Source organism: Luteococcus sp. Sow4_B9 (assembly GCF_052116585.1).
GTDB lineage: Bacteria > Actinomycetota > Actinomycetes > Propionibacteriales > Propionibacteriaceae > Luteococcus.
The window spans coordinates 53,598-68,396 of the sequence record NZ_JBQKKT010000009.1 but is presented as its reverse complement, the minus strand read 5'-3'; the positions used below and the strand labels follow the sequence as shown (position 1 = coordinate 68,396).

General features: G+C 67.1%; 17 protein-coding genes. 4 read left to right on the top strand and 13 right to left on the bottom strand.

Features of this window, described 5'->3' with window-relative positions:
* Positions 1-74 precede the first annotated feature (74 nt).
* The gene (locus ACTQ49_RS07705; RefSeq protein ID WP_441827263.1) at positions 75-515 is read right to left on the bottom strand and encodes a DUF5709 domain-containing protein; all 441 of its coding nucleotides are present in this window, start codon (positions 513-515) and stop codon (positions 75-77) included.
* A 168-nt stretch (positions 516-683) separates the two neighbouring features.
* Between ACTQ49_RS07705 and ACTQ49_RS07700 the strand changes: the two genes are divergently transcribed.
* On the top strand, positions 684-1,385 hold the full coding sequence (locus ACTQ49_RS07700) for a queuosine precursor transporter (protein ID WP_441827262.1): 702 nt from the start codon (positions 684-686) through the stop codon (positions 1,383-1,385).
* Between the two features lie 4 nt (positions 1,386-1,389).
* Here ACTQ49_RS07700 and ACTQ49_RS07695 read toward each other — a convergent pair whose 3' ends face one another.
* The 4 genes from ACTQ49_RS07695 to ACTQ49_RS07680 are packed head-to-tail and all read right to left on the bottom strand — an operon-like array spanning position 1,390 to position 4,058.
* Complete coding sequence (locus tag ACTQ49_RS07695; protein ID WP_441827261.1) at positions 1,390-2,412, bottom strand: nucleoside hydrolase; 1,023 nt, start codon at positions 2,410-2,412, stop codon at positions 1,390-1,392.
* Between the two features lie 46 nt (positions 2,413-2,458).
* Positions 2,459-3,514, bottom strand: coding sequence for a GMC oxidoreductase (locus tag ACTQ49_RS07690; protein WP_441827312.1), 1,056 nt, complete (start codon positions 3,512-3,514; stop codon positions 2,459-2,461).
* A complete protein-coding gene (locus tag ACTQ49_RS07685) occupies positions 3,504-3,869 on the bottom strand; it encodes a hypothetical protein (RefSeq protein ID WP_441827260.1) in 366 nt (121 codons plus the stop codon). Before ACTQ49_RS07685 ends, ACTQ49_RS07690 begins: the two co-directional genes overlap by 11 nt.
* Positions 3,870-3,878: 9 nt before the next feature.
* A complete protein-coding gene (locus ACTQ49_RS07680) occupies positions 3,879-4,058 on the bottom strand; it encodes a hypothetical protein (RefSeq protein ID WP_441827259.1) in 180 nt (59 codons plus the stop codon).
* Between the two features lie 283 nt (positions 4,059-4,341).
* Between ACTQ49_RS07680 and ACTQ49_RS07675 the strand changes: the two genes are divergently transcribed.
* Positions 4,342-4,677, top strand: coding sequence for a hypothetical protein (locus ACTQ49_RS07675; protein WP_441827258.1), 336 nt, complete (start codon positions 4,342-4,344; stop codon positions 4,675-4,677).
* Positions 4,678-4,682: 5 nt separating this feature from the next.
* Here the strand turns inward: ACTQ49_RS07675 and ACTQ49_RS07670 are convergent, their stop codons facing one another.
* Genes ACTQ49_RS07670 through hrcA form a run of 5 tightly spaced genes read right to left on the bottom strand, consistent with a single transcriptional unit; the run spans position 4,683 to position 9,986 of the window.
* Complete coding sequence (locus ACTQ49_RS07670) at positions 4,683-5,627, bottom strand: PAC2 family protein (RefSeq protein ID WP_441827257.1); 945 nt, start codon at positions 5,625-5,627, stop codon at positions 4,683-4,685.
* A 24-nt stretch (positions 5,628-5,651) separates the two neighbouring features.
* Positions 5,652-6,926 carry a tRNA guanosine(34) transglycosylase Tgt gene (gene tgt / locus ACTQ49_RS07665; RefSeq protein WP_441827256.1) on the bottom strand — a complete coding sequence of 425 codons (1,275 nt, stop codon included), beginning with the start codon at positions 6,924-6,926 and terminating at the stop codon, positions 5,652-5,654.
* Positions 6,923-7,765: a 16S rRNA (uracil(1498)-N(3))-methyltransferase gene (locus ACTQ49_RS07660; protein WP_441827255.1), complete on the bottom strand. Its 843-nt coding sequence runs from the start codon at positions 7,763-7,765 to the stop codon at positions 6,923-6,925. Before ACTQ49_RS07660 ends, tgt begins: the two co-directional genes overlap by 4 nt.
* Entirely contained in the window at positions 7,765-8,952 is a 1,188-nt protein-coding gene (gene dnaJ / locus ACTQ49_RS07655; RefSeq protein WP_441827254.1) for a molecular chaperone DnaJ, read from the bottom strand. Before dnaJ ends, ACTQ49_RS07660 begins: the two co-directional genes overlap by 1 nt.
* Positions 8,953-8,963: 11 nt before the next feature.
* The gene (gene hrcA, locus ACTQ49_RS07650; RefSeq protein WP_441827253.1) at positions 8,964-9,986 is read right to left on the bottom strand and encodes a heat-inducible transcriptional repressor HrcA; all 1,023 of its coding nucleotides are present in this window, start codon (positions 9,984-9,986) and stop codon (positions 8,964-8,966) included.
* A 114-nt stretch (positions 9,987-10,100) separates the two neighbouring features.
* Here hrcA and ACTQ49_RS07645 point away from each other — a divergent pair, with 114 nt between their 5' ends.
* On the top strand, positions 10,101-10,973 hold the full coding sequence (locus ACTQ49_RS07645; RefSeq protein WP_441827252.1) for an MBL fold metallo-hydrolase: 873 nt from the start codon (positions 10,101-10,103) through the stop codon (positions 10,971-10,973).
* A gap of 9 nt (positions 10,974-10,982) precedes the next feature.
* On the opposite strand, the gene ACTQ49_RS07640 is transcribed toward ACTQ49_RS07645, so the two are convergent.
* Both ACTQ49_RS07640 and ACTQ49_RS07635 read right to left on the bottom strand, forming a co-directional pair.
* Positions 10,983-11,759 (bottom strand): inositol monophosphatase family protein, encoded by a 777-nt coding sequence (locus ACTQ49_RS07640; RefSeq protein ID WP_441827251.1) that lies wholly within the window; start codon positions 11,757-11,759, stop codon positions 10,983-10,985.
* A 57-nt stretch (positions 11,760-11,816) separates the two neighbouring features.
* Positions 11,817-12,662, bottom strand: a complete 846-nt coding sequence (locus ACTQ49_RS07635; protein ID WP_441827250.1) for a LysR family transcriptional regulator — start codon at positions 12,660-12,662, stop codon at positions 11,817-11,819.
* 69 nt (positions 12,663-12,731) lie between these two features.
* Here ACTQ49_RS07635 and ACTQ49_RS07630 point away from each other — a divergent pair, with 69 nt between their 5' ends.
* A complete protein-coding gene (locus ACTQ49_RS07630) occupies positions 12,732-13,880 on the top strand; it encodes a YbfB/YjiJ family MFS transporter (RefSeq protein WP_441827249.1) in 1,149 nt (382 codons plus the stop codon).
* Positions 13,881-13,903: 23 nt separating this feature from the next.
* Here the strand turns inward: ACTQ49_RS07630 and ACTQ49_RS07625 are convergent, their stop codons facing one another.
* Positions 13,904-14,752 carry a DUF3097 domain-containing protein gene (locus tag ACTQ49_RS07625; protein ID WP_441827248.1) on the bottom strand — a complete coding sequence of 283 codons (849 nt, stop codon included), beginning with the start codon at positions 14,750-14,752 and terminating at the stop codon, positions 13,904-13,906.
* Between the last annotated feature and the right edge of the window lie 47 nt (positions 14,753-14,799).

Sequence of the window (14,799 nt, the reverse complement as noted above, 5' to 3'; positions counted from 1 at the left end):
CGGCGGGTAGAGGCCTCGTTCGGGCACCACGACGGCGCCATCGGCAATGTCGGAGGACTTCTGGAAGATCGGGTTCACGACTCCTCGTCGATCTCTTCCGCGGGGTCGATCACGTGGACGGCAGCTTCCTCGGCCGGGGCGGCTCCCCCGTCGATGCCCACCTCGGAGCCGATGGCCTCCGCCTCCACGTCCTCGCCGGGATACCCGTCGTTGTGGTCCACCAGACGTCCGGCGCGACGCGATCCCACCTCGCGCTTCTCGCCCGTCGGATTCCACTTCTCCAGGGGCTTGTCCGGATCCGCGTCCGGCACCTCCTGCGCGATCCGCTGGTCCAGGGTCTCCCCCTCGCGCATCTCACGGGCAGTGTTGCCGAAGCCCTGCGCGGGGGACCAGTTCTCGGGAGCCGTGTAGCCCTCGTCGAGAACGTCATCGACTCCCCTGTGCACCAGGGTGTCGTCGCTCTGGAGCTGATCTAGCTGCTCCGACTCTTCCGGGATGTCAACAAGGTCTGCCATGACCCGATAGTGCCACTCCAACCAGCATTCCACAAGCACTTTCACCCACACGTCGCAGTGTCTTTGGACACTGACGAAGTGGCCGCCACCACGATAGGATGGCCGTGCAGGGTTTGCGCTTCGGACAGGGCTGGTGCCCTGACGCGCAGCATGGTTCGATGACTGCTCGTGACAACTTCCGAGCCCCAGACACGCGTCCAGTACGCCGAGGTACCGCGTTCCCACTACGACATCGTGATGGCCATCTTCGTCGGCCTGCTGCTCATCTCCGGCGTGACAGCAACCAAACTCTTCGAAGGGCCCCGGGTTCCCGGACTCAGCGACTGGTTCTACGGTGGCGGAAAGCTCATCTTCGACGGCGGCGCCTTCCTGTTCCCACTGAGCTATGTGGTGGGTGACATCCTCACCGAGGTCTATGGCTGGAAGCGGGCCCGCCGTGCGATCTGGACGGGTTTCGCGATGACGCTGGTGGCCGCCATCACCTACCGCGTCGTCGCCATGACCGCCCCGGTGCCGGGCTTCGAGGCGTGGGACAGCGTGCTGGCGCCCGTGACCCGAATCGCCATCGCCGGACTGGTGGGTTATCTGGCGGGCAACCTGCTGAACTCCTTCGTCGTGGTGAAGCTGAAGGCGCGCGCCGGCGAGAACAATGTGGCCGCGCGTCTGATCGGCTCGACGCTGGTTGGCGAATTCGTGGACACGCTGCTCTTCTGCACCATTGCCTTCGCCGGGACGATCACCATGGCCGAGCTGGGCAACTACACCGTGACCGGATACCTCTACAAGTGCCTGGTGGAGATCTGTGTGGTTCCGATCACCCTGCGCATCATCCGTTGGCTCAAGCGGGTGGAACCCACCTACTCGCTGTGACCTGTCAGCCGGACTGCCCCGACACCGTGACGAGGGCATCGGCGAACTCCTTGAAGACCTCGCCCGGGTGGTTCTGCACGACCACCCGGGCGTTGTGCTGCCGGCCCCAGATTCCGCGGTCGTCGCGGACCGTCGTGCCGCGCAGCAGATCCGAGGTCGTCTCGACGTCGACGACGGTGACCTCCGTGGCGATCCTCGCTCTGCCCGCCGCCACCTGGGCCGCGAACAGGTCGTGCAGGTGTGCCACGTAGCCCTGGTCATAGTCGTGGTGGAATTCGAAGTAGAAGCGCAAGGCATCACTCAGCAGGTCCAGGGGCCGGCTACCCGTCGAACTGTGCAGGGTGGTCCTCGGCGCTTCAGCATGCAGCCCAAGCGGCGCGGCGCCACAGGCCGTGAGCAGGGCATCCAGAAGCTGCGGTGTGTACTCGATCCGCTCCGTGGTCTCCGTCGCGCACAGGATGGGCAGCCGGTCCGCATCGAACCCATCGAAGACTCGCAGGACCCGACTGGCTGCATCTGGATCACACCAGGTGTTCCACTCGGCCGTCGGGGTGGTGTTGCCGAGGTGCCAGAAGCACCCGCCCATCACCACGATGCCTGCCACGAGCTCGGGAAGGTCCGGGATCTGCTCCAGGGCAGTCGCGAGATTGGTCATCGGTCCCGTGACCAGCAGGGTGGTCTCCCCCGGCCGGTCCTGCAGCGCCTCCCGCCACAGCTCCAACCAGGGACGCGACGAGAGTCGTTGTGTGAGATCCGGCAACTGCGCGTACCCGATGCCACCGGGCCCATGGGTCTCCGGCGTCGTGACCAGCGGCCGTACCAGTGGCATCGGTTGCCCCACGGCGACTTCCACGTCCGGGCGGCCGGCGATGTCCAGTACCGCCAGCGTGTTGAGAGCCGCCTGGTGGGCGGTGGTGTTGCCGCTGGTCGTCGTGACCCCCACCACTTCCACGTCGGGCAATCCGCACAGGTAGAGCAGGGCACACGCGTCATCGATGCCGGTGTCGACGTCAGCCAGGATCCTCATGGGTCCAGTCTGCCGTCTCCACCGGCACCGGCTATGGCGACGGGGCTCAGGCCTGGATCGTGCGCAGCACGCCTTCCGCCACCATCTCTGCCAGGGCAGTGATGGTGACGAAGGGGTTGACGCCAAGGGCGCCGGGCACCAGGGAGCCGTCCACGACGTGGAGCCCCTCGTGGCCCTTCAGCTGTCCGTCGAGCTCCGTGGCCTGACCGATCACCGCACCACCCAGCGGGTGGTAGGTGGAATTGCTGGCGAAGGGCGAGCCATTGCCGAACAGGTCCGAACGGTAGACGGTGACATTGACCCGGTTCATCTGGTCGAAGACCCGCTTCACGGCCGCCACGGATGGTGCAGCGTGCGTCGCCCCGTAGTCCAGTGTCAGCCGGTCGGCAGCGGTGTCCCAGCCGAAGCGACCGCGGTTCGGGTTGTCCGTGACCGCCAGGTACAGCGAGATCCACGTCTCGGTTCCCGCCGGAACCGGTGCCACCTCGGTGAAGACGCGGTTCTCCCGGGCAACGCCGGTCCAGGCATCGATGCCGTGCACGGCGATGGTGGGTTGCTTCACACCAGTGGTGTCCCAGACATGGTTCGCCCGGGCCATCATCACATTGCCGTTCGGACCCCACCCTTGGCCCACGGCGTCCGGAAGGCTGGTGAGCGTGCCGCGCGACCTCGACCGGAGCAGGATCTCGGGCGTCCCGACACTGCCCGCCGCCAGGTAGACCCGACGGGCGTGGACCGGCGCCAGATCCGTGGTGCTGCCGTCCTGGTTGATCCGCTGCATCCCGACCGTCCATCCACCCGCAGCGCGTCGAGCGATCGTCGTCGCCTTCGTCATGGTTCGTACCGTCAGACGTCCCGTGGCCCGGGCGCGGGCGAGATAGGTCTTGTCGACGCTCTTCTTGCCGTGGTTGTTGCCGAAGATCAGCTCGCCAGCGGTGGCCGACGCGGGCGCCTGACCGACGGCCTCCCGCTTGAGGTGGTCCACGTCATAGGTGGTCGGGACACTGTGGGTGCGCAAGCCTGCACGCTCGGCGTGGGCCCGGGCCACCCGGGAGAAGCGGTAGTACTCCGACGTGTTGAGGAAGTTCTCGTCATGCTCCATCACGCCCAAACCCGCCCGCGCGCGGCAGCCAGGTGTCGAACAGACGATCGACGTCCAACTGTCCCAGGCGCTCCTCGATGTCACTACGGCGAGGCGTGACCGCCATGGCCCCGTTGACGAGCGAACCACCGCCCACGCCCCGGCCGGCGTAGACGCTCATGCCCCCGAAATCCATCCGGTCGACCACGCCGGGGCCGTAGCCGATTCGCTTGTCGATCGGGAAGCCCAGGAAAGAAGCCAGGGGCAGCGCGGTACGGGTGCGGAACCACATGGAGCGGGCATCCGGCTTCAGGATGGGAGTGAAGATCTTGCCGTCGCTGCCGGGCCGGGACCAGTCCTGTCCCATCTCCAGCATCAGGACCCGCTAGCCGGCCGCGGTCAGACGGTCGGCCATCACGGCTCCGCCGTAACCAGAACCGATCACCAGGTGGTCAACCACCTCGTCATCGGCGCGAGCAATGAGGGAAGGGACCGACGTCATGACAGGCGCGACGGCCAAGGCCCCGAGCAGCCCCCTGCGGCTCGGAGAATGTGTGATTGTCATGCCTGAACGCTAGGGGGCCGATCCAGACAGGCTTGTCACGAAAACTGTTGACGGCCCTGTTCACACCCGGCCCGCGCCAGCGGACACCAGCGGTGCAGGGCCGCCAGGACCCCTCCTGTCACCCTCCCGCGCCAGCCGCGCACCCAGAGCCCACAGCAGGTCTTCAACCATCCTGCCGCCCCCCTCGGGAGTGGGCCACGACGGGCAAAGGGCAGGGGCAGTGGAAGCCCGACGGCAACCCACCACTAGGCTCGGCGACATCGTGAACGAACGGGAGCATGCCATGACTGGTTCCACCGCTGTTGGCTCGGTTTCACCGACGAGGCCGACCAGCCGCCACCGTAGCTATCCGCTGGGCTGGATCCTCGCCGTCCTGGCTGGCATCGTGCTGATGGGGATCACCGCCTTCTTCCGGCTGATCCAGCACGACCTGTTGCCCGCCATCTTCCTTGCTTCTCCCATGGTGGCTGGCTTCGTGGGGGCAGCCGCCATCCTGGTGGGCGATCGCTTCGCGTGGCGCGAGGCGAAGCTGTGGGCAGCGATCCTCATCGTGGCCAGCACCTTCTGCGTGGCGATGATGCTCTACCTGATGGTCTACGTCCTGCCACTGGGCCACTGAGCGGGTCAGCGGCCCAACCCGAAGCCGCCCTCCTTCCCCTTGCCGTCGCCCTTGTCCGAGTCCTTCAGGAACTGCTCGAACTCGGCGGCCAGGTCATCTCCCGAGGGCAGCTGTGACTCGTCGACGGCCTGTGGCTCTTCTGGAGCAGCGATCTCGCGCCCCTTGACGGCCTGGTCGTAGGCCGCCTCCATCTGGCTGATGGCCTCGGCATTCTCTGGATTCTGCGCCACCAGCTGGTCGATCTCCCGCAAGTACTCGTCGGCCCGACTCCGCAGGTCCGGGATGGCCAGCGAGAGTTCCGCTGCGTGGGCGGCACAGTCCAGCAGGCGTACGGAACCAGCGGGAAATTCCCCACCGGCCAGGTAGTGCGGCACGTGCACGGAGAACCCGACAGTTCGGATGTGTGCCTCCGGCAGACGGATCTCCAACAGGGCCTCCACCGAGCTTGGCAGCTGCAGACGGTCGTGGAAGGAGGGATGGTCCGCGATCAGGGAAGGGTCCGACGAATGCGCCGTGACACCGACCGGCCGCGTGTGCGGTGCTCCCCAGGGAATGCCGTGCAGCTGCACCATCAGCGTGCTGCCCAGTTCTCCCATCAGGATGGCGACCGCGGCACAGAATCGCTCCCACTGGTAGTCAGGTTCCGGACCGGTGAACAGCAGGAAGTCCTTGCCGGCGTCATCGGTGACCACCCGCACCACCAGTTCCATCGGCTGGTAGTCCGTGTAGTGGTCCCGGTCGAAGGTGACCAGCGGACGCCGCGATCGATGGTCCACGAGCTGGTCCACGTCGAAGCGGGCGATGATGCGGCTCGGACGAGTGTCGATCAGGTGCTGGGCGCCAAGCTGGGCCGCCTGTCCCGCGTCCATGAAGCCGGACAACGCCATCAGGGCCGGGGCTCCGTAGACGGGTGCACCGGACAGTTCGTACAGCTCGCGGGGATCCTTCATCGCAGGGCTCTCCATCCGTGTAGTTCAGTTCTTGGTGTCAACACTCGGCGAGGACGACGCATTCCCGCCGGCTGGCACCTTGGGCGCGTAGAAGCGCCCCAGGAAGTCGGTGCGGAAGTCCTCCAAGGCGCCGTCCTCGATGGACGTCCGGATCTGGTCAACCAGACGCACCGTGAAGCGCTCGTTGTGGATCGTCGCCAGGGTGGAGGCCAGCATCTCCTTGGCCTTGAACAGGTGGTGCAGGTAGGCCCTGGTGTAGTGGGCGCAGGTGTAGCAGTCACAACCGTCCTCGAGGGGGACGAAGGCGCGACGGTTGGCGGCCGTGCTCAGGTTGTAGCGGCCGTCCGCGGTGTAGATGGCCGAATTGCGAGCCACCCGGCTCGGGTTGACACAGTCGAAGGTGTCCGCCCCGGCCTCCACCGCTGCGAAGAAGTCGTCCGGCTCACTGATTCCCAGCAGATGTCGGGGCTTGTCGAAGGGCAGTTCCTCGCTCATCCAGGAGCAGATGGTGCCGAGATTCTCCTTCTCCAATGCGCCGCCATAGCCGAAGCCGTCAAAACGCTGCCCGTCCACCTCCATCGAGCCCAGGTCCCGAGCCGCCTTGCGCCGCAGGTCCTCGTACTGGGCGCCCTGCAGCACGCCGAAGAGGGCCTGGTAGGGCTTGCCGACCCGCTCCTGGGTCAGGCGACGATGTTCTGCCAGACACCGTTCGGCCCACAGGCGGGTGCGTTCCAGGGATTCCTCCTGGTAGCCGCGACTGTTGTGCAGCGTGGTCAGCTCGTCGAAGGCAAACATGATGTCCGCCCCCAGTTCGTGCTGCACCCGCATGCTCACCTCTGGCGTGAACCGGTGGAGGTCCCCATTGAGGTGGCTCTTGAAGGTCACGCCATCGTCGTCGACGTGGGCGAGTCGTTCCTTGCCGGGCGCGACGGCATCGTCGGAAGCGGCCTTCACAGAGTCCATCTCGATGACCTTCTTGAAGCCCGCGCCCAGACTCATCACCTGGAAACCGCCGGAGTCCGTGAAGGTGGGACCGTCCCAGTTCATGAAACGGCCCAGGCCACCTGCCTCGTCCACCAGGTCGCTACCGGGCTGCAGGTACAGGTGGTAGGCATTGGCCAACACGGCCTGCGCGCCGAACTCGCGCACGGATTCAGGAAGCACGGCCTTCACCGTCGCCTTGGTGCCCACGGCGATGAAGGCCGGAGTCTGGATCTCCCCATGCGGGGTGTGAATCGTTCCGGTGCGGCCCAGGCCATTGTCCAGAACAGTGCGCGGCGTGTAGCCGAAATCGCTCATCGAGCACCTCCCTCGTCAGGCTCAGGCGACGGAGGAGGTCGGCGGGCCGAGCCCGTAGGTGATCCGTCGACCGAACCCGTCGAGGCCATCAGCTGCAGTTGCGCCAGCGCCACCACACCTGCCGTCGACGTGCGCAGCACCCCATCACTGATCAGGACCGGCCGGGCACCGGCCCGGGTGAAGAAATCCAATTCGTCCGGGCTGATGCCGCCTTCCGGGCCGACGATGAACAGCACCTCCGGGAGCTCAGCAGGCTCACTCACACTGTTCGCCGAGCTTGCCGAGGGCAATCCCACCTCGGCGATGTGCTGGGACGCGGACTCGTGAAGGACCAGCGCCAGACTGGCACGTTCGATCCGGGCGACGAGCTCCTTCGTCGAGACGAAGCCCACCTCGGGAATCCGGAATCGTCGGGACTGCTTCGTGGCCTCCCGGGCCGTGGATTCCCACTTCGCCAGCCCCTTGCGGCACTTCTCCGCAGTCCACCGCACGATGGAGCGGCTCGCCTGCCAGGCCAGCACCTCGTCGACGCCGAGCTCGGTCATCGTCTCCACCGCCAGATCCGACCGATCCCCCTTTGCCAGCGCCTGAACCCCGACCCAGCGGTAGCGGCCGGACGGGGTCTCGAGCAGCTCAGCCACCTCGACGACGATGCCCTGCTTGCCCACCTCCACGACCGGGCCCCGAACAGCGCGCCCCGAACCGTCAGAGACCAGTACCGACTCCCCCATCTGGATACGCTTCACGACGGCAGCATGACGCCCCTCGTCCCCCGTCACGGCGATGTGGGAACCAGGTGAGGCGCCGGTGAGATCGGCCAGGAAGAGTGCGTCGCTCATCAGCCGCCGAAGGCTTCCTTCAGACGGTCGAAGACCCCCTGCTTGCCCTTGTGCACCTGGGCCGTGACATTCGTCTCACCGCGTGCCTCGGCCAGCTGTCGCAGGAGCTCGCGCTGGTGTCCGTCCACCTTCGTCGGCGTCTGGACGACGAAGGTGATGCCCAGCTCGCCGCGACCGCTGCCGCGCAGACGAGGCACACCACGACCGGCGACTGCCACTCTGGTCCCGCTCTGGGTCCCGGCAGGAATCTCCACCTCAAGCGTCGCGTCCGAAGGATCGGAGTCCTCGCGCTCGGCCTCCAGGGTGTCGATCGTCAGCTTCGTGCCCAGGGCCGCTGCCGTCATGGGGACCCGGAGCACCATCTCGATGTTGTCCCCGTCGCGCTTGAAGACCTCATGGTTGGCAACGACGAGTTCCACGTACAGGTCGCCGGCCGGACCACCGCCGGGACCGACCTCACCCTGACCCTCCAGATGGATCCGATTGCCGGTGCTCACGCCGGCAGGGATCTTCACATTCAGGGTCCGGCTGGAACGCACACGGCCCTCACCGGAGCACTCGCCACAGGGGTGCGGAATCACGGTGCCGTAGCCGCGGCAGTTGGGGCACGGCTGCGAGGTGCGGATGTCTCCCAGGAAGGAACGCTGGATCTGGGTGATCTCCCCATTGCCACTGCAGGTGCTGCAGGTGACCGGCTCGGAGCCTTCAGAGCAGCCAGATCCGGTGCACTTGGGGCACACCACCGCTGTCTCCACGCTCAACGGCTTGGTCACACCAAATGCGGCCTCGGCCAGAGTCAGGCTCTGCCGCACCAGGGCATCCTGACCGCGACGGACCCGAGAGCGCGGTCCACGCTGCGCCTGCTGGCCGAACATCGCATCGACGAGGTTCGTGAAGTCGAACCCGCCACCGAATCCGCCACCGGGGAAGCCGCCGAATCCACCCGCGCCACCCATTCCGCCGAAGCCCCCGCCCATCGGGTCTCCGCCACGGTCGAAGATCGCCTTCTTCTGCGGATCGGAGAGGACCTCATAGGCCTCCTGGATCTGCTTGAACTTCTCGTCGGCATCCGGCTCATTGGACACATCGGGATGCATCTTCATGGCCATCCGGCGGTAGGCCTTCTTGATCTGCTCGGGCGTTGCGTCGCGCTCGACGCCCAGGATCTCGTAGTAGTCAGAACTCATGGGAGTGAAAGTCATCCTTCTGCCAGGAAGCGGCCAACATAGCGGGCCACGGCACGAACCGAGGCCATGGTTGAGGGGTAGTCCATGCGGGTTGGCCCGACGATTCCCAGGGTGGCCCAGGAATCGTCCAACGAACCATAGGTGCTGGCCACCAGTGAGGTCGACTGGAGGCGTTCAAAGGGATTCTCCTGACCGATGCGCACCGTGACATCGGACGGGCTGGAGGCAGCCTCACCCAGCAGGTGCAGCAGCACCACCTGCTCCTCAAGTGCTTCGAGGACGGGCTTCACGGCTGTCTCGAATTGGTCGCCGAAGCGACTCAGGTGCGGCACGCCCGCCACGGCGACGCGGGTCGACGGGTCGTCGGCCAGCATCTCCAACACGGTGGCCACCACGGTGTTGACGCTGGTGCGCGCGATCGTGTCCGGCAGTTCCCCCAACAGGCTCGACAACTTGTCGGCGCCCTGGGCCGGGGTCAGGCCGACCACCGCCTGGTTGAGCCGCGTCCGAAGCTCCGCCAGGGACTGTTCGGAGTGCATCGGCAGTTCCACGGAACGCTGGTCCACCCGACCGGTGGAGTTGATCAGGATCACCAGCACCCGGTCGCTGGTCAGGCTCACCAGCTCGATGTGGCGCACCTGGGCGGTGGAACTGATCGGGTACTGCACGATGGCCACCTGCTGGGTCACCTGCGCGAGCAACCTCACCGTGCGGGTGACGATGTCGTCCAGGTCGAGCGCGCCTGCCATGAAGGTCTGGATCGCGCGCTTCTCTGCCGCCGACAGCGGCTTGACGGTGGCCAACCGGTCGACGAACAGGCGGTAGCCCTTGTCGGTCGGAATGCGTCCCGCGCTGGTGTGCGGCTGGGTGATGTAGCCCTCCTCCTCCAGCACGGCCATGTCATTGCGAACGGTCGCCGGAGAGACCTTGAGCTGGTGACGCTCCACCAGCGCCTTCGAGCCGACGGGCTCCTTGCTGCTGACGTAGTCGGTGACGATCGCCTTGAGCACGTCCATCTTGCGTTCGTCCAGCATGATCCCTCCCCTCCCAGCGCCATCCATGTCACGGCCTCTCCATATTGGCACTCAGGGCAAGGGAGTGCCAAAGCGCGTGTCCCGTTCCGCGAGCAGACGGCTAGGCTCGTGGCCATGCGCGAATTCTCGATCGGTGACTGGCAGCTCGTCCGTGACGGCATCCACGTGGTGCAGTTGCAGCCGGCCTCGGTCAATGCCGGGCTGATCATCGGCCACAGCGGTGTGATGCTGGTGGACACCGGTTCCTCCCCCAGTCAGGGACGGGAGCTGGCGGCCAGCGCGGCCGAGGTGGCAGGCCGCCCGGTCACGCACGTGGTGGTCACCCACGCGCACTTCGACCACTTCTACGGGCTGGCCGGCATCCCGCACGTCGTGAGCATCGGGCACGAGAACCTGCTGCACCACTTGGACGGGACCAATGATCCCGACGTCGATCCCGAGGTGATTCGGCGCGATCTGGGCTTCGATGTCTCCGAACTGGTCGGCCCCACCGATCCGATGGGGCTGATCAAGGCCGTCGACCTGGGCGGGCGCACGGTCGAGATCGTCCATCTGGGCAATGGCCACAGCGATTCCGACCTGTTCGTCCAGGTGCCCGACGCCCGGGTGGTCTTCACCGGCGACATGCTCGAGACCTCCGCAGATCCCATGGTCGGCCCCGACTCCCACGTCGACACCTGGCCCAAGGCCATCGACGGGGTGATGAGCAATGCCAAGAGCGACACGCTGTTCATCCCCGGGCACGGCCCGGTGGCCACCCTGGAGGAGGTCACCAAGCAGCGCGCCGACATCTCCATGCTCTGGGCAACCGCGGAGGACTGCGTCAAGAAGGGGCTCACCATCGAGGACGTGGTCGCCGACCTCAACGGTCCGCGGGAGGTCGAATGGCCCTTCGCGCCGCAGACCGTGGGCAATGCCCTGCCCTGGCTCTACCGGGCACTGGCGGCCAAGGGCGTCACCAAGAGTCGCCTGCTGCCCCTGCTCTGACCGGCAAGATCAGGGCTCGCGCCACAGTCGCTGCACGGTCTCCGCGATCTCGGGGGTGGCCGCGGCGATGACTCCGGGGCCGGTCCAGGCCGCGGTGTAGTCGACGCCGCGGAAGTTGCGCACCGCACCACCCAGCTCGGTCACCATCAGCGCGCCCGGCAGGTGGTCCCACGGGTGCACGTTCTTGTAGACGAGGTAGTCCACCTTGCCCTCTAGCAGGTAGGGGTAGTCGATCCCGCAGCTCCACGCGCTCTCCACCACGGGTGCCAGCTCTCCCCCGCCGACGAAGCCGTGACGACTGTCCTTGCTGGTGGCTCCCAGCGGCAGTCGGGGCTGCTCGTCGCGCACCAGCACATGGCCGTTGAGCTCCACCCCGGCGCCTCGCTCGGCCACGTAGGCGTCGCCGTGCTCGGGCTGCCAGATCCAGGACCTGGTGGTGATGCCGTCCACCAGCTCGGCGATCATCACCGCGTGGTCGGGGCTGCCCTTGACGAAATTGCGGGTGCCGTCCACCGGGTCGACGGTGAAGGCGTGACGGGTGCCCGGCAGGCTGAACTCCAGGCTGGGGTTGGTGAAGCAAGCCTCCTCGCCGACGACCACCGCGTCGGGGAACATCCTGGTGAGCTCCCGGGTGAGGAGCACCTCGGCCTCACGGTCGGCGACGGTCACGTAGTCACCCGGGGTCTTCTGCTCCACCTCGCCCGTGCTCAGGGCACGAAATCGGGGGGTGATGACCTCGGCAGCGACCTGCCGCATGAGATCAAGGACGTCCTGGGTACTCGCCATGCCCCCAGCCTAGTCAGGCTTCGTACCGGATCGTGAGGCCTGGAGCGACTCGCCGCCCTACAGTGGCATCGCCCGCGCCAGTTCCACGATCTTCCCCACCCACTGCTCCGCCAGGCCGCGCCGGTGCGCCAACCAGAGACTGACCTGGGGAGCATCCTCCAGCGCAATGGTCCGCAGGCCCGGGTGCTGCCGCGCATCCGCCGCCGACAAGGGCAAGGCCCCCACTCCCTGCCCGGAGGCCACCAGTTCGATCCACTCGTCGTAGTTGGCACAGGTCAAGACCCTGCTCGGACGCTGCTCCTCGGGCCACGATTCGGCGGTAGTCGTCCCGCTGACCGTGTTGACGACCAGTGGATGCCGCCGCAACTCTGCCCACGCCAGCGACTCCCGTCCGGCCAGCTGGTGCCGGCTGGCCACGACTGCCACCCGTGGCTCGGTACCGAGCAGGTGCAACTGGAATCCGTCGGACGGAGGTTTCGTGCGCACGAGTGCCAGGTCCAGCCTGCCCGTCAGCAGAGCCGACCAGACGTCGTCGCGCCGCAACAGCCGCAACTCCATGCCGGTGCGGTCCCGCAGCGCAGTCTGCAGCTGGACTGTCCAGGGGCTCGGGAGCACCCAGTGGAAGCCCACCCGCAGCAGCGTCTGCCCGGCTGCCCGTTCGATGGCTCCGTCGAGCTGCGCCAACAGCCCTCGGGCATCCTCGGCCAGGGCCTCCCCCGCCCGGGTCAGCTCCACCCGACGCGTGCTGCGGTCCACCAGGCTGCGACCCACCAGGGACTCCAACTGCTGGATGGTTCGCGACACCACTGGCTGGGAGATCCGCAACTCGTCGGCCGCCGCAGAGAAGCCACCGTGGTCCGCGATCGCCACCAGCGCCCGCAGGTGACGCACTTCGACGCTCATGCCCACGAAGCATAAATCACGGTCTTGAGGTATTTCCCGCTTCCCGACGGAGGCTCCTAGCGTTGCGCCATGACCTGCCACCAGACCATGGCGCCCGAGCACGGGGCCATCCGACAGATCGTCGCAGCCGCGTGCGCATTGGCCGCGGCCATGGGCATCGGTCGTTTCTCCTACACGCCCATCCTGCCGCTGATGACCGAGCAGGCCTCGCTCTCCCCCGCACTGGGAGCCTTCCTCGCGTCCAGCAACTACCTCGGCTACCTCCTCGGCATGGTGCTGGGCACCTTCTGGCAGCGTGCGGCACGGTCCAGGGCATCCCTTCGCGCGTGCTCGATCCTGTTGGTCCTCAGCCTGGCGGTGATGCCCCTGACCAGGAGCGTCGAGGTGTGGTTGGTGGCCCGGACGGTGGCGGGGGCCCTCAGCGCCCTGCTCTTCCTGGTGGCCTCCCATTCGGTGCTGGAGGTGGCTGCGGCGCGTTCCCCACAGCTGGCGGGCTGGGCCTATGGGGGTGTCGGCGTGGGAATCGTCCTGTCCGGGCTGCTGGTGGCGGGCTGCCGGCAGCTCGGAGACTGGCGGCTGGCATGGGCGGCGTCGGCGGCCGCCGCCGCAGCGCTGTTGGCACTGTCATGGAATCTGGCCACCGCCCCCGCTGTCGGCCCTCGACTGTCTGCTTCCCGGCAACGCACCCCCGCCAGCTTCGTGGTGCTGTGCACGCTCTACTTCCTCGAGGGCGCGGGCTACATCATCGCCGGCACCTTCCTCGTGGCCGCCGTCCAGACCTCGGCCGGGAGTTCTGCCGGTGTCTGGACCTGGATTCTGGTGGGTCTGGCAGCACTGCCGTCCTGCGTCGTGTGGGCCAGACTCTCCACGCGGATCTCCCGACCGGTGCTCCTCGGTATCGCGCTGGGGCTGCAGGCCATCGGGATGTCCCTACCGGCACTGCACGATGGCCTGTCCGCCGCCTTGGCCTCGGCCGTGCTCTTCGGCGGGACCTTCATGGGGATCACCACACTGGCCTTGGCCGAGGGGCGTCACCTGGGCACCGCCCGAGCGGTGGCGATCCTCTCGGTGGGCTACTCGCTGGGCCAGATCCTCGGACCCATCGCCGTGGCGCCCTTCCTGCACCACGGACACGGAAGCGCCCTGCTCGTCGGCGCCGGGCTGGCTGCCGTGGCCTCCGGGCTGGCCTTCCTCCTGGCACGCAGGCCCAGGGGGTGAACCGGGCTTCGGCACCCCGAGGCTCAGAAGTCCTCCAGGTGGTCCTGCGTGACGAAGTCGATCAGCTTCTCCACCTCGGTGTTGAAGGCGGGGTCCAGATCCCGGAAGCTCGTCACCCGTGCCAGGATGGCCTGCCAGGCCTGCGCGACGTCCTTCTGGTCCTTGTGGGGCAGGCCGAGCGCGGACAGCGTGCCCTTCTTCCAGTCGACGTCCATCGGCACCTCGGGCCACTTCTTGATGCCGATGCGCTCGGGCTTGACTGCCTGCCAGACGTCGATGAAGCGGTGGCCGCCGATCATCACGTACTCGCCGTAACCACCCTTGGCCACCTCGCGGGCGATGCGGGTCTCCTTCGAGCCGGTCACCAGGTGGTCGACCAGCACGGCCAGCCGTCGCCCCTTCTCGGGCTTGAACTCGGCGACGATCCCCACCAGGTCGTCGATGCCGCCCAGGTACTCGACGACCACGCCGACGTGGCGCAAGTCGTCGCCCCAGACCTTCTCCACCAGCTCGGCGTCGTGGCGGCCCTCCACGTAGATGCGGCTGGGCAGCGCCACCTTCGCCGGCGTGCTGGCCGCGGCCCGCGAACCCGACGCGGTGTACTTCTGCTCGGCCCGTCCGGTGCGCGGCGGCACACACAGCCGCACCGGCTGGCCCTCCACCAGGAAGCCGGGCCCCACCGGGAAGGAGCGCCGCTTCAGCTTGTAGTTCTCCAGGACGACGACGCCGTTCTCCCACTTGACGATCTCACCGGTGAAGCCGGTCGACGGCTCCTCGACGATCATCCCCAGATCCATGGGCATGTCAATGGTCTGCTTCTGGCCGGCCTTCTGCCAGCCCGCGCTCAGGACGTCCTTGTTGTAGCGATCCACGTCGCACGAGGTTACCCCGACGCCGTCAGATCCGCCCCGGGACGCAC

Bases quoted from the DNA above. Each gene is read 5' to 3' on its own strand.
- ACTQ49_RS07705 (WP_441827263.1), bottom strand. From the start codon at position 515: ATGGCAGACCTTGTTGACATCCCGGAAGAGTCGGAGCAGCTAGATCAG.
- ACTQ49_RS07695 (WP_441827261.1), bottom strand. From the start codon at position 2,412: ATGAGGATCCTGGCTGACGTCGACACCGGCATCGATGACGCGTGTGCC.
- ACTQ49_RS07690 (WP_441827312.1), bottom strand. From the start codon at position 3,514: ATGGAGCATGACGAGAACTTCCTCAACACGTCGGAGTACTACCGCTTC.
- ACTQ49_RS07685 (WP_441827260.1), bottom strand. From the start codon at position 3,869: ATGCTGGAGATGGGACAGGACTGGTCCCGGCCCGGCAGCGACGGCAAG.
- ACTQ49_RS07680 (WP_441827259.1), bottom strand. From the start codon at position 4,058: ATGACAATCACACATTCTCCGAGCCGCAGGGGGCTGCTCGGGGCCTTG.
- ACTQ49_RS07675 (WP_441827258.1), top strand. From the start codon at position 4,342: ATGACTGGTTCCACCGCTGTTGGCTCGGTTTCACCGACGAGGCCGACC.
- ACTQ49_RS07670 (WP_441827257.1), bottom strand. From the start codon at position 5,627: ATGAAGGATCCCCGCGAGCTGTACGAACTGTCCGGTGCACCCGTCTAC.
- tgt (WP_441827256.1), bottom strand. From the start codon at position 6,926: ATGAGCGATTTCGGCTACACGCCGCGCACTGTTCTGGACAATGGCCTG.
- ACTQ49_RS07660 (WP_441827255.1), bottom strand. From the start codon at position 7,765: ATGAGCGACGCACTCTTCCTGGCCGATCTCACCGGCGCCTCACCTGGT.
- dnaJ (WP_441827254.1), bottom strand. From the start codon at position 8,952: ATGAGTTCTGACTACTACGAGATCCTGGGCGTCGAGCGCGACGCAACG.
- hrcA (WP_441827253.1), bottom strand. From the start codon at position 9,986: ATGCTGGACGAACGCAAGATGGACGTGCTCAAGGCGATCGTCACCGAC.
- ACTQ49_RS07645 (WP_441827252.1), top strand. From the start codon at position 10,101: ATGCGCGAATTCTCGATCGGTGACTGGCAGCTCGTCCGTGACGGCATC.
- ACTQ49_RS07640 (WP_441827251.1), bottom strand. From the start codon at position 11,759: ATGGCGAGTACCCAGGACGTCCTTGATCTCATGCGGCAGGTCGCTGCC.
- ACTQ49_RS07635 (WP_441827250.1), bottom strand. From the start codon at position 12,662: ATGAGCGTCGAAGTGCGTCACCTGCGGGCGCTGGTGGCGATCGCGGAC.
- ACTQ49_RS07630 (WP_441827249.1), top strand. From the start codon at position 12,732: ATGACCTGCCACCAGACCATGGCGCCCGAGCACGGGGCCATCCGACAG.